The sequence below is a fragment of the Streptomyces sp. C genome (assembly GCF_000158895.1).
In the GTDB taxonomy this organism is placed as follows: Bacteria; Actinomycetota; Actinomycetes; order Streptomycetales; family Streptomycetaceae; genus Streptomyces; species Streptomyces racemochromogenes.
Map to the genome: position 1 here is coordinate 2669676 of NZ_GG657750.1, position 12369 is coordinate 2682044.

Below are 12369 nucleotides of genomic sequence, written 5' to 3' on the forward strand. Positions count from 1 at the left end.
CGGGGCTACGCGGCGGGCAGGCCGGCCAACTGCGCCTGGATCCGGGCGATGTCCGCCTCGGCCTTGGCGAGACGGCCCTTGATCTTGTCCACGACGTTGTCGGGGGCCTTGGCGATGAACGCCTCGTTCGCCAGCTTCGCCTCCGCCTGCTGCTTCTCCTTCTCGGCGGCGCCCAGGTCCTTCGTCAGGCGCTTGCGCTCGGCCTCGACGTCGATGGTGCCCGACAGGTCGAGGGCCACCGTGGCACCGGCGACCGGGAGGGTCGCGGAGGCGCTGAAGGCGTCGCCCTCCGGCTGGAGGCGCAGCACCTGGCGGATGGCCGCCTCGTGCGCGGCCAGCACCGTACCGGACAGGTCGAGGCGGGCCGGAACCTTCTGCTTGTCGTCGAGGCCCTGCTCCTTGCGGAAGCGGCGGACCTCGCGGACCAGGTTCTGGACGCTCTCGATCTCGGCCTCGGCGGCCTCGTCGCGGAAACCACTGTCCTTCGGCCAGTCGGCGATGACGAGGGACTCGCCGCCGGTCAGCGTGGTCCACAGGGTCTCGGTGACGAACGGGACCACCGGGTGCAGCAGGCGCAGCATGACGTCGATGACCTCGCCGAGGACCCGGCTGGAGACCTTCGCCTGCTCGCCGCCCGCGAAGAAGGTCGTCTTCGACAGCTCGACGTACCAGTCGAAGACCTCGTCCCACGCGAAGTGGTAGAGCGCCTCGCTGAGCTTGGAGAACTGGAAGTCCTCGTAGTAGCCGTCGACCTGCGCGACCGTCTTGTTCAGGCGGGAGAGGATCCAGCGGTCGGTGGCCGACAGCTGCTCGGCCGGCGGCAGCTCGCCCTCGATCGTGGCGCCGTTCATCAGCGCGAAGCGCGTGGCGTTCCAGATCTTGTTGGCGAACTTGCTGGACGCCTGGACCCAGTCCTCGCCGATCGGCACGTCGGTGCCGGGGTTGGCGCCCTTGGCCAGGGTGAAGCGGACGGCGTCGGAGCCGTACTTGTCCATCCAGTCGAGCGGGTCGACGACGTTGCCGAACGACTTCGACATCTTCTTGCCGCGCTCGTCGCGGACCAGGCCGGTCAGCGCGATCGTCTTGAAGGGGACCTCGCCGTCCATGGCGTACAGGCCGAACATCATCATCCGGGCGACCCAGAAGAAGATGATGTCGTGGCCGGTGACCAGGACGTCGGTGGAGTAGAACTTCGCCAGGTCCGGGGTCTTCTCCGGCCAGCCCAGCGTGGAGAACGGCCACAGGCCGGAGGAGAACCAGGTGTCCAGGACGTCGGTGTCCTGGGTCCAGCCCCCGCCCGAGGGCGCTTCCTCGTCGGGGCCGACGCAGACGACCTCGCCGTCCGGGCCGTACCAGACCGGGATGCGGTGGCCCCACCACAGCTGGCGCGAGATGCACCAGTCGTTGAGGTTGTCGACCCAGTCGAAGTAGCGCTTCTCCATCTCGACGGGGTGGATCGCGACCCGGCCGTCGCGGACCGCGTCGCCGGCGGCCTTGGCCAGCGTCTCGACCTTGACCCACCACTGGAGGGACAGGCGCGGCTCGACAGTGGTGCTGCAGCGCGAGCAGTGCCCGACGGAGTGCAGGTAGGGGCGCTTCTCGGCGACGATCCGGCCCTGCTCGCGCAGCGCGCCGACGACCGCGGAACGGGCCTCGAAGCGGTCCAGGCCGAGGAAGGGGCCGTGGACGGTGATGACGCCGTGCTCGTCCATGATCGTCATGTTGGGCAGGTTGTGGCGCTGCCCGATGGCGAAGTCGTTCGGGTCGTGCGCCGGCGTCACCTTGACGCAGCCGGTGCCGAACTCGGGGTCGACGTGCGCGTCCGCGACGACCGGGATCGAGCGGTCGGTGAGCGGCAGCTTGACGAGACGGCCGACGAGGTGCTTGTAGCGCTCGTCGTCGGGGTGGACGGCGATGGCCGTGTCACCGAGCATCGTCTCGGCACGGGTGGTGGCGACGACGAGGCTGTCCTCGCCCTCGCCGTACCGGATGGAGACGAGCTCGCCGGCGTCCTCCTGGTACTCCACCTCGATGTCGGAGATGGCCGTCAGACAGCGGGGGCACCAGTTGATGATGCGCTCGGCGCGGTAGATCAGCTCGTCGTCGTAGAGCTTCTTGAAGATGGTCTGGACGGCCTTGGACAGGCCCTCGTCCATGGTGAAGCGCTCGCGCGACCAGTCGACGCCGTCGCCGAGGCGGCGCATCTGGCCGAGGATCTTGCCGCCGTACTCTTCCTTCCACTGCCAGACGCGCTCGACGAACTCCTCGCGGCCCAGGTCGTGGCGGGACTTGCCCTCCTCGGCGAGCTGCTGCTCGACCTTGTTCTGGGTGGCGATGCCGGCGTGGTCCATGCCGGGCAGCCACAGGGACTCGAAGCCCTGCATGCGCTTGCGGCGGGTCAGGGCGTCCATGAGGGTGTGCTGGAAGGCGTGGCCCAGGTGGAGCGAGCCCGTGACGTTCGGCGGCGGGATGACGATGGTGTACGCGGGCTTCTCGCTCGCGGCGTCGGCCGTGAAGTAGCCACGCTCTACCCAGCGCTCGTAGAGCTTCCCCTCTACCTCGGCCGGCGCGTACTGGGTCGGCAGTTCGGAGTTGGGGGCACTGGGTGTCTGCGTGTTCTCGGTCACGGGGCACAGGATACGGCGGGTGCCGCCCGCGTCACGAATCCATTCCACCGGGGGCGCTTCCGTTGACCTTCGCGGATCCCAGGCCTTCTCATGCGCCCATGAACGCGATCTCCCCGCCCCCCTTCCCGTACCGGCCCGCACCCCCGGCGCCGCGCAAGCGCCGGCTCGCCCTCCGGGTCACGGGGACCGTCCTCGCCATCGGCGCGGGGGCCTTCCTCGGCAGGCTGGCCATGACCGCGTTCCTCTCCGGCCCCGACGACGCCGGCTGGTACCGGCTGGCTCCGCCCGCGTCCTTCCAGGGGCTGGTCCTCCAGGAGTCCGGGCCGCGCGTGGACGCGATCAAGCAGGGCCAGGGGGCCCGCAAGCCGGGCACCGACCCCGTGGCCGTGGTGTACGCCGACCAGGCGGGGGCCGCGCAGCTGGTGGTCAGCGGGGTGGCGGGCGCCTTCGGGAACGGGGACCCCGAGCACGAACTCACCCGGGGCCTGCACGCGATGGGCGTCGAGGGGGCCGTCACGCAGGATTCCGGCACACCGGCGGGCGGGGCGATGCGGTGCGGGACGCTGGCGGCGGCGGGGACACCGGTGACGCTGTGCATGTGGGCCGACCACAGCTCCCTGGTGACGGTCACCGTCCCCGTCGAGAACGGCCCGGTCACGATCGAGGCCCTGGCGGACCGCACCCGGGCCCTGCGGAAGGCGATGGAGGTACCGGCGCGGTCGTAGTTCGGTAACGGCCCGGACCCCGGTGCCCCCAGCCCCCCGGCCTTCCGCCAGGATGTGTGAAACGGATAAGCACACCTCACAGGGGGACGCGGGATGAGTTACAACCAGCCGGGGCCTTACGGCCAGCAGCCGCAGCAGCCCGGCCCCTATGGCCAGCAGCCCCCGCAGCAGCCGAACCCGTACGGCCAGCAGCCCCAGCAGCAGCCCGGCTACGGCTACCCGCAGCAGCCCCCCGCCCCGTCCTACCCGCAGCAGCCCGCGCAGCCGTCCTACCCCCAGCAGCCCGCGCCGCCGGCGTACCCGCAGCAGGGCGGCTACCAGACGCCTCCCCCGCCCCCGCCGGCACCGCAGCCCGCGTACGGCTACCAGCAGCCGCAGCAGCAGCCCCAGACGCCCGCGTACGTCCCCCCGCCGCCGGCCCCGCCGAAGAAGTCGAAGGCCGTCCCGGTCATCGCGGCGGTCGCGGGCGTCGCCGTGATCGCGGGCGGCGCGTGGTGGTTCCTGGGCTCCGGCGGCTCGGTCTCCGACGCGACGAAGGGCTACAAGCTGGTGGCCCCGGAGTCGGTGGGCGAGTTCCAGAAGGACCCGAAGTACCAGCCCAAGCAGCTCAGCGACGCGGACAAGCCGCAGATCGAGGCCGCGGGCATCAAGAACCCCACCCAGGTGGGGATGGACTACTTCGTCGGCGACCCGAAGAACCCGCTCACGTTCAAGGGCCTCACCTTCAGCGGTTACTACGGCGAGATCGCCGACCCGGAGAAGACCGTCGACGGGGCCTTCGCCACGGTGCAGGCGAAGATCACCAAGGACGGGAAGTCGGACGCCCAGTTCGTCGGCAGCCCCAAGGAGTTCACGCCCGACGGGTTCGAGGGCGCCGTCATGAAGTGTGCGGAGCTGAAAGCCACTTCGAAGGACCCTAACAACAAGGGCCCCAAGGAGATCACGCTTCCGGTGTGCGTCTGGGCCGACTACAGCACCACGGCCTCGGTCATCGCCAGCGACGCCGCCGCCATCCTCGCGAGCAAGCCGGGCTACACCCTGGAGCAGGACGCCGACCTGACCGCGAAGCTCTACAAGACTGCCCGGACCAAGGCCTGATCCAGCCTTCGGGGGACCCGGTACGCGCCGGACCCGGTACGCGCTGGGCCCCCCGAAGGGGTCACGCCCGCGAGGCCTGGTAACACGCCTCGCGGGCATGACTCGACTGCACACCGAGGTTGAACAGCTGGCCCCAGCAGACCGACTGGAGTACCCCACCGCCGCCCTCACCGGTGCTGCACGCACTCATCACGTTGGGGCCAACTTGATATCCCATGTTTCGCATATAGGTCGTGCAGTCCGTGTACGAGGCCTGCGCCGGCGAGGCCACGAGGACCGGCAACGCACCTGCCATCACCGTCGCCGCGAGAATCCCGATCATCCGTCGTGCCCTGGCCATGTGCCCACCTCAACAGAGTTCATCTATTACCAGGTGGTAGCCAATCAGCAGGCTTCACGGGAGTCCATAGAGAATCGAACAAATGGCCGAATGTAGCGGCCAGGCTGGCTGGCCCTCATGCCGGAAGGGGCGCTCCCGGTCGGGAGCGCCCCTTCTCGTATGTCCTTGCCGCTACGCCGACTTCTCGTGCGGGCCCTGGTCCTTCGGGACGATGCGGGGGACCAGCGTCGGGTTGACGTTGGAGCGGACCACGTCGGCCGTGATGACCACGCGGGCCACGTCCTTGCGGGACGGGACCTCGTACATCACCGACATCAGGACCTCCTCCATGATGGCGCGCAGGCCGCGCGCGCCCGTCTGGCGGAGGATCGCCTGGTCCGCGATGGCTTCGAGGGCCTCGCGCTCGAAGTCCAGCTCGACGCCGTCGAGTTCGAACAGGCGCTGGTACTGCTTCACCAGGGCGTTGCGCGGCTCGACCAGGATCTGGAGGAGCGCCTCGCGGTCCAGGTTGTGCACCGAGGTGATGACGGGCAGGCGGCCGATGAACTCCGGGATCATCCCGAACTTCACCAGGTCCTCCGGCATGACCTCCTGGAACTGGTCGCTCGCCTCGATCTCCCGCTTCGAGCGGATCGTCGCCCCGAAGCCGATGCCCTTGGCGCCCGCACGCGACTCGATGATCTTCTCCAGGCCGGCGAAGGCGCCGCCCACGATGAAGAGCACGTTCGTCGTGTCGATCTGGATGAACTCCTGGTGGGGGTGCTTGCGGCCGCCCTGCGGGGGCACGGAAGCGGTGGTGCCTTCCAGGATCTTGAGGAGGGCCTGCTGGACGCCTTCACCGGAGACGTCTCGCGTGATCGACGGGTTCTCGCTCTTGCGGGCGACCTTGTCGATCTCGTCGATGTAGATGATCCCGGTCTCGGCCTTCTTGACGTCGTAGTCGGCCGCCTGGATCAGCTTGAGCAGGATGTTCTCGACGTCCTCGCCGACGTACCCCGCCTCCGTCAGCGCCGTCGCGTCGGCGATGGCGAACGGAACGTTGAGCATGCGGGCCAGGGTCTGGGCCAGCAGCGTCTTGCCGGAGCCCGTGGGGCCCAGCAGCAGGATGTTGGACTTCGCGAGCTCGATCGCGTCGTCACGGCCCTGCGCGCCGCCGTTCTCGCCGGCCTGGACGCGCTTGTAGTGGTTGTAGACCGCTACCGAGAGCGCCTTCTTCGCCGGCTCCTGGCCGACGACGTAGCTCTCCAGGAACTCGTAGATCTCACGGGGCTTGGGGAGTTCCTCCCACCGGACCTCGGAGGTCTCCGCGAGTTCCTCTTCGATGATCTCGTTGCAGAGGTCGATGCACTCGTCGCAGATGTACACACCGGGTCCTGCGATGAGCTTCTTCACCTGCTTCTGGCTCTTTCCGCAGAACGAGCACTTGAGCAGGTCGCCGCCGTCACCGATGCGTGCCACGAGGTGCTTCCCCTTCGCCTGGGAGACGCTTTGGTTCAGCGCTCCTGGTGCCTCATATCCGACGGTACCTTGCCGGGGGCCCCGTTCGGGGCCCCCTTGACGCGGTTCACATCGCGGGATTCCGCGGTGCGGCCGCGCCGAGTGGCGGCAAGGATCAGACCGCGTTCATCTTGCGGGTCGAGACGATCTGGTCGATCAGCCCGTACGCCAGCGCGTCCTCGGCCGTGAGGATCTTGTCGCGCTCGATGTCGTCGCGGATCTTCTCGATCGGCGTCGACGAGTGCTTGGCCAGCATGGTCTCCAGCTGGTCGCGCATGCGCAGGATCTCGTTGGCCGCGATCTCCAGGTCGGAGAGCTGCTCGCGGCCGGTGCCGCCGGACGGCTGGTGGATCAGCACGCGGGCGTTCGGGAGGGCCATGCGCTTGCCGGGGGTGCCGGCGGCGAGCAGGACCGCGGCGGCGGAGGCCGCCTGGCCCATGCAGACCGTCTGGATGTCCGGCTTCACGAACTGCATCGTGTCGTAGATCGCCGTGAGGGCGGTGAAGGAGCCGCCGGGGCTGTTGATGTAGATCGAGATGTCGCGGTCGGGGTCCATCGACTCCAGGCACAGCAGCTGCGCCATCACGTCGTTGGCGGAGGCGTCGTCGATCTGCACGCCGAGGAAGATCACGCGCTCCTCGAAGAGCTTCGCGTACGGGTCGTACTCGCGCACGCCCTGCGAGGTGCGCTCGACGAAGCGCGGGATGACGTACCGGTTGTCGACCTGAGGGCCGGAGTAGAGGCCGCTCGCGGAGAAGTTGTTCTGCATCTGGGTGTTCACCGTCCTGGTGGCGTTCTGCGGGCTGTGGGTGCCTGGCACGGGCGGGCGGGGCGCAGGGGTCCTCGTACGGGACCCCGTGCGCCGGGCCGGGGTCAGGCCCCGGTGCCACCGCCGCCCGGGACCAGGGACGCGGCGGAGATGATCTCGTCGATGAGGCCGTAGTCCTTGGCCTCCTCCGCCGTGAACCAGCGGTCGCGGTCGCCGTCGCGGATGATCGCCTCCACGGTCTGGCCCGAGTGGTGCGCGGTGATCTCGGCCATGCGCTGCTTGGTGCGCAGCAGGTACTGGGCCTGGATCTTGATGTCCGAGGCGGTGCCGCCGATGCCGGCGGAGCCCTGGTGCATCAGGATGTCGGTGTTCGGGAGCGCGAAGCGCTTGCCCGGCGTGCCGCCGGTGAGCAGGAACTGGCCCATGGAGGCGGCCATGCCCATGCCGATGGTGACGACGTCGTTCGGGATGTACTGCATGGTGTCGTAGACCGCCATGCCCGCCGTCACGGAGCCACCGGGGCTGTTGATGTACAGGTAGATGTCCTTCTCCGGCTCCGCGGCCAGGAGGAGGAGCTGCGCCGTGATCTTGTTCGCGATGTCGTCGTCGACCTGCTGGCCGAGGAAGATGATGCGTTCGCCGAGCAGCCGGTTGTAGACATGGTCGCCGAGGCCGCCACCGATGGACGGCTCACCCGCGGCGTAAGGCTTCAGATTCGTCACGTATCCACCTGCTCGTCTCCGACGGCCACATGCCGTCTCAGCGTCTCGTTCTGGGGCGCGGACCTACCGGGGGTCGATGCCCGCCGGCTTCGGGTACTCCCGTGCCCTCGTATTCATGGACCCTAACGCGCAGGTAGGACAACGCCATCCCGCTTCCCGAACTGTTCGCTCGGAGCGCAAGGTCCCGAGCGCCCCGCGAGGGCACGCGGAAGGGCCCGGACGCGGCTGCGTCCGGGCCCTTCGGGGCACTGCTCGGGGGGCTCCGCGGGGCTGCCTCCCGGAGGTGTTACTTGGCCTCGGCGTCACCCTCGACGGCGGCCTCGACGACCTCGGCGGCCGTCTCGGTCTCGTCCTCGTCGTCGGAGAGGTCGACGACCTCACCGTTGGTGTCGACGACCTTGGCGGCCTCGACGACGACCGCGAGGGCCTTGCCGCGGGCGACCTCGCCGACCAGCATCGGGACCTGGCCGCCCTCGACGACGGCCTGGGCGAACTGGTCGGGGGACATCCCGGAGGACTGCGCGCGGCGCATGAGGTGCTCGGTGAGCTCCTCCTGGTTGACGCCCAGCTTCTCCTTGTTGACCAGCGCGTCGAGGACGAACTGGGTCTTGATGCCCTTGACGGCCTGCTCGGAGGTCTCGGCGTCGAACTCCTCGACCGTCTTGCCCTGGATCTCGAGGAACTTCTCGAGGTTCAGGCCCATCTGGCCGAGCTGGTGGTGCTCCAGGTTGTGCTTGCGGGTCTGGACCTCGTCCGCGAGGAGCTTCTCGGGGATCGGGACCTCGACGAGCTCCAGCAGCTTCTCCAGGACGCGCTCCTGGGCCTGCGTGGCCTGGTCGTACTGCTTCATGTTCTCGAGGCGCTTGCGGCTGTCGGCCTTGAGCTCGTCGAGGGTGTCGAACTCGCTCGCCATCTGGGCGAACTCGTCGTCCAGCTCCGGCAGCTCGCGGGCGGAGACCTTGGTGACCTTGACGGTGACCTCGGCGTCCTTGCCCTCGGCGGAGCCGCCCTTCAGCTGCGAGGTGAAGGTGGCCTCGCCGCCGGCCTCGAGGCCCTTGACGGCCTCGTCGATGCCGTCGAGGAGCTCGCCCGAGCCGATGGTGTAGGAAACGTCGGTGGCGACGCCGTCCGCGAGGACCTCGCCGTCGACCTTGGCCTCCAGGTCGATGGTGACGACGTCACCCTCGGCGGCGGCGCGCTCGACGTCCTTGGTGGACGCGAAGCGGCCGCGCAGCTGCTCGACCGACTTCTCGACGTCCTCGTCCGAGACCTCGACCGCGTCGACCTCGACCTCGATGCCGGAGTAGTCCGGGATCTCGATCTCGGGGCGGACGTCCACCTCGGCGGTGAACTTCAGGAGCTCGTTGTCCTTCAGCTCCGTGATGTCGACCTCGGGCTGGCCCAGCGGGTTCAGGTCGGCCTCGTTGACGGCCTCGGTGTAGAACTTCGGGAGGGCGTCGTTGACGGCCTCCTCCAGCACCGCACCGCGGCCGAAGCGCTGGTCGATGACGCGGTTCGGGATCTTGCCCTTGCGGAAGCCCTTCACCGTGACCTGCTGGTTGATCTTCTTGTACGCCGCGTCGAGGCTGTCCTTGAGCTCCTCGAAGGGCACCTCGACAGTGAGCCGAACCCGAGTCGGGTTCAGGGTCTCCACGGCGCTCTTCACGGTTCGGTCTCCTTGTGGCTGACTGCTTGGGGTTCTGCCGGAACGCTGTGATTCAGCGGCCTCGGCGGATTCGGCCCGGCATCAGACACACGGGCACGCAGCTTGCATAGTAACCGCAAGCGGCAATCAGCCCACAACGCGATCTTGGCGAGCGATCGGTGGCGCGGGCGGTACTGAGTGGTCGGGGTGGCCGGATTCGAACCGACGACCTTCCGCTCCCAAAGCGGACGCGCTACCAAGCTGCGCCACACCCCGTCGGTGCGACACGTAGGGTACATGCCCGGAGACCCTCCGACGCCCCCGGTTTTCCCGGCGGGCGCACGCGCGTGCGGGGCGGGCCCGGACACGGCGGGAAAAGCGGTGTGCACTCCCCCCGCGCGACCCGCTAGGATGCTGTCCGTGCCGCGGTCCCCGGACCTGCGGCGCAAGCGTTGCGGGTGTAGCTCAATGGTAGAGCCCTAGTCTTCCAAACTAGCTACGCGGGTTCGATTCCCGTCACCCGCTCTTCATGGCTCGGGGCCAGGCCGGAGATCTTCTCCAGGACCTGGCCCCTCGTCGTTTCCGCTGTCGTTTCCGCGCGGCGTCCGCTCAGAGCTTGATGCCCGCGATGGTGTCCGCGAGGGAGTTCAGGAAGCGGTTCACGTCCGGGGCGATGGAGCTGGACGCGAGGAAGAACCCGAAGAGGACCGCGATGATCGCGGGGCCCGCCTTGATGTGGTTGCCGCGGATCAGGATCACCAGGATGACCGCCAACAGAACCACCACTGACAGCGAAATGGCCACTACTGATCACACCTTCGGTCGTCCCCTGGCCGGCCCGGCGCGCGCGGCGTTGCGCGCCCCACATGCACCATCCTCCCACCAACCGGCCCCGGCTATCCGCCCCGTGACGAATCGCCATCGCGGCTTTCCCGCCAAGCGGGCGCCCACCCGGCACATTTCGGGCGTCAGGGGACGGTGATGCCGAGGAGGGAGCGGACGTGGGCGTACTTGGCGGTCAGCCGGTCGCGGGTGGGTGCGTCCAGTACGGACAGGCGTACGGGGTCCGCGTTGTGCGCGAGGTCGGCCTCCTTCACGAGGCGGGCGCCGGGGGTGGCGAGGATGCGGGCGGCGTACTCCCCGACCGGTTCGCCGGGGCGTTTGGTGAGGGCCAGCACCATGTCCTTGACCTCCTGCGGGAGGGCGGCGGCCGCGAGCTGCTCCGCGCTGAGCGCGTCGTCCTCCACGGCGTCGTGGAGCCAGGCCGCGGCCTGCTGGGCGGGGCTGCCGCCGCGCAGGCGGACGCCCTCGGCCACGGCCGCCAGGTGCTCGGCGTAGGGCCGCCCGGCCTTGTCCGTCTGGCCCTCGTGCGCGGAGCGGGCGAGGGCCTCCACCTCGGCGAGGGTCAGGGAGCGGTCCGTCATGCGATCTCCTTCGCTGCCGCGCGCAGGGCCTCGGCGGCCCGGTCCACGTCGGCGGGCGTGGTGCGCCAGTTGGAGAACGCGGCGCGCAGGCCGGCGGTTCCCCCGAGGACGGTGGGGGTGACGAAGACGTCGGCGGCGACGGCCTCGCGCAGGGCGGTCAGCCGCTCGGGGGCCGGGTTCCCGGCGAGGGTGAAGCAGACGACGTTGAGGCGGACCGGGGCCAGCAGCCGGAAGGCGGGGTCGCGGTCGAGGCGTTCGCCGAGGGAGCGGGCGCAGGCGATGTCCCGTTCGACGATCTCGCGGTGGCCCTCGCGGCCGTAGGCGCGCAGGGTGAACCAGGCGGCGAGGGCCCGCAGCCGGTGGGAGTTCTCGGGGGTGAGGTGGACGAGGTCGGGGTCGGGGCCGAGGGGGCCGAGGTAGGCGGCGGCGTTGGCGAAGACCCGGGACTGGAGGTCGCGGCGGCGGGTGAACTGGACGGCGCTGTCGTAGGGGACGTTGAGCCACTTGTGCAGGTCGACGCAGACCGAGTCGGAGGCGTCGAGGCCGGCGACGAGGTGGGCGTGCTCGGGGGTGAGCGCGGCGAAGGCGCCGAATGCGGCGTCGGTGTGGAGCCAGAAGTCGTGGCGTTCCCTGAGGGCGGCGACGGCCCTCAGGTCGTCGAAGTCGACGGTGTTGACGGTGCCGGCGTTGGCGACGACGACCGCCGGGCCCGGTGCGTCGGCGAGGGCCCGCTCCAGGGCGGCGGGGTCGACGGCCTCCCGGCCGGGGAGCGTGGGCACCGGGACGAGGGCGGCGCGGCCGAGGCCGAGGACGGACAGGGCCTTGGCGATGGAGGAGTGCGGGGCTCCGGAGAGCACGCGGACGGGGCCGAGGGCGGCGACGCCGTCCTGGGCCGGGGAGACGCCGAGGCGTTCGCCGAGCCACTCGCGGGCGATGGCGAGGCCGACGGTGTTGGACATGGTGGCGCCGCTGACGAAGGTGCCGGTGTGGGCGTCGGAGAGGCCGAAGAGCTCGCGGAGCCAGCCGGTGGTCTCGCGCTCGAGGTGCTGGCCGGCGCCGTCCATGGCGGAGTTGGAGTTCTGGTCGTGCGCGGCGGTCAGCCAGTCCCCGGCGAGGGCGGCGGGGGTGGCGCCGCCGGTGACGAAGCCGAGGTAGCGGGGGCCCGCGGAGGCGGAGAGGCGGGGCTCCCAGCGGGCCCGGAACTCGGCGAGGGCCGCCTCCGTGCCGGTGCCGTGCCCGGGGAGCGGTGCCGGCGGCGGGGCGTCCTGGGGCGGTACGACGGGGCGTTCGTCCAGGGTCGCGAGGGCCTCGGCGGCGGCGCGGCGGGTGGCGTCGAGGAGCTCGGGGAGGCGGGCGAGGTCGGCGGCCAGGGTGCGGTCCATGGGCGGCACGCTAGCCCCCGCCGGGGGCTGGGGGGCGGGCCAATTCGCGCCGAGTGGCCTCTGTCCTGCCGGGCGGGGCGTTGCCGTTGCCGTGGCCCGGCGGCGTGCGGACGCCGGGGGTCCCGCTGCGCGGGGCCGGG

Annotated in this window: 10 protein-coding genes and 2 tRNA genes; 3 read left to right on the forward strand and 9 right to left on the reverse strand. The window is 70.1% G+C overall.

Features of this window, described 5'->3' with window-relative positions:
* Nucleotides 1–5: 5 nt before the first annotated feature.
* Nucleotides 6–2627: a valine--tRNA ligase gene (locus SSNG_RS11820; RefSeq protein WP_007264056.1), complete on the reverse strand. Its 2622-nt coding sequence runs from the start codon at nucleotides 2625–2627 to the stop codon at nucleotides 6–8.
* A 98-nt stretch (nucleotides 2628–2725) separates the two neighbouring features.
* On the opposite strand from SSNG_RS11820, the gene SSNG_RS11825 reads away from it, so the two are divergent.
* Together SSNG_RS11825 and SSNG_RS11830 are read left to right on the forward strand one after the other, a co-directional pair.
* On the forward strand, nucleotides 2726–3352 hold the full coding sequence (locus SSNG_RS11825) for a hypothetical protein (protein WP_007264058.1): 627 nt from the start codon (nucleotides 2726–2728) through the stop codon (nucleotides 3350–3352).
* A 93-nt stretch (nucleotides 3353–3445) separates the two neighbouring features.
* Nucleotides 3446–4450 (forward strand): hypothetical protein, encoded by a 1005-nt coding sequence (locus SSNG_RS11830; protein ID WP_007264059.1) that lies wholly within the window; start codon nucleotides 3446–3448, stop codon nucleotides 4448–4450.
* A gap of 511 nt (nucleotides 4451–4961) precedes the next feature.
* Here the strand turns inward: SSNG_RS11830 and clpX are convergent.
* From clpX to SSNG_RS11860, 5 genes are all read right to left on the reverse strand, one after another.
* Complete coding sequence (gene clpX / locus SSNG_RS11840; protein WP_007264060.1) at nucleotides 4962–6248, reverse strand: ATP-dependent Clp protease ATP-binding subunit ClpX; 1287 nt, start codon at nucleotides 6246–6248, stop codon at nucleotides 4962–4964.
* A gap of 154 nt (nucleotides 6249–6402) precedes the next feature.
* The gene (locus SSNG_RS11845; protein WP_042803356.1) at nucleotides 6403–7056 is read right to left on the reverse strand and encodes an ATP-dependent Clp protease proteolytic subunit; all 654 of its coding nucleotides are present in this window, start codon (nucleotides 7054–7056) and stop codon (nucleotides 6403–6405) included.
* A 104-nt stretch (nucleotides 7057–7160) separates the two neighbouring features.
* Complete coding sequence (locus tag SSNG_RS11850; RefSeq protein ID WP_007264062.1) at nucleotides 7161–7778, reverse strand: ATP-dependent Clp protease proteolytic subunit; 618 nt, start codon at nucleotides 7776–7778, stop codon at nucleotides 7161–7163.
* A 286-nt stretch (nucleotides 7779–8064) separates the two neighbouring features.
* On the reverse strand, nucleotides 8065–9444 hold the full coding sequence (tig, locus tag SSNG_RS11855; RefSeq protein WP_007264063.1) for a trigger factor: 1380 nt from the start codon (nucleotides 9442–9444) through the stop codon (nucleotides 8065–8067).
* A 178-nt stretch (nucleotides 9445–9622) separates the two neighbouring features.
* A tRNA-Pro gene (locus SSNG_RS11860) sits at nucleotides 9623–9699 on the reverse strand.
* 178 nt (nucleotides 9700–9877) lie between these two features.
* On the opposite strand from SSNG_RS11860, the gene SSNG_RS11865 reads away from it, so the two are divergent.
* Nucleotides 9878–9948, forward strand: a tRNA-Gly gene (locus tag SSNG_RS11865).
* A gap of 84 nt (nucleotides 9949–10032) precedes the next feature.
* On the opposite strand, the gene SSNG_RS11870 is transcribed toward SSNG_RS11865, so the two are convergent.
* The 3 genes from SSNG_RS11870 to SSNG_RS11880 all read right to left on the reverse strand — a co-directional run bounded on the left by SSNG_RS11870 (nucleotide 10033) and on the right by SSNG_RS11880 (nucleotide 12229).
* On the reverse strand, nucleotides 10033–10227 hold the full coding sequence (locus SSNG_RS11870) for a hypothetical protein (protein ID WP_007264064.1): 195 nt from the start codon (nucleotides 10225–10227) through the stop codon (nucleotides 10033–10035).
* A gap of 164 nt (nucleotides 10228–10391) precedes the next feature.
* Nucleotides 10392–10847, reverse strand: coding sequence for an HD domain-containing protein (locus SSNG_RS11875; RefSeq protein ID WP_007264065.1), 456 nt, complete (start codon nucleotides 10845–10847; stop codon nucleotides 10392–10394).
* Nucleotides 10844–12229, reverse strand: a complete 1386-nt coding sequence (locus tag SSNG_RS11880) for a pyridoxal-dependent decarboxylase (RefSeq protein WP_042800891.1) — start codon at nucleotides 12227–12229, stop codon at nucleotides 10844–10846. The genes SSNG_RS11875 and SSNG_RS11880 overlap by 4 nt, the downstream gene beginning before the upstream one ends.
* Nucleotides 12230–12369: the final 140 nt, after the last annotated feature.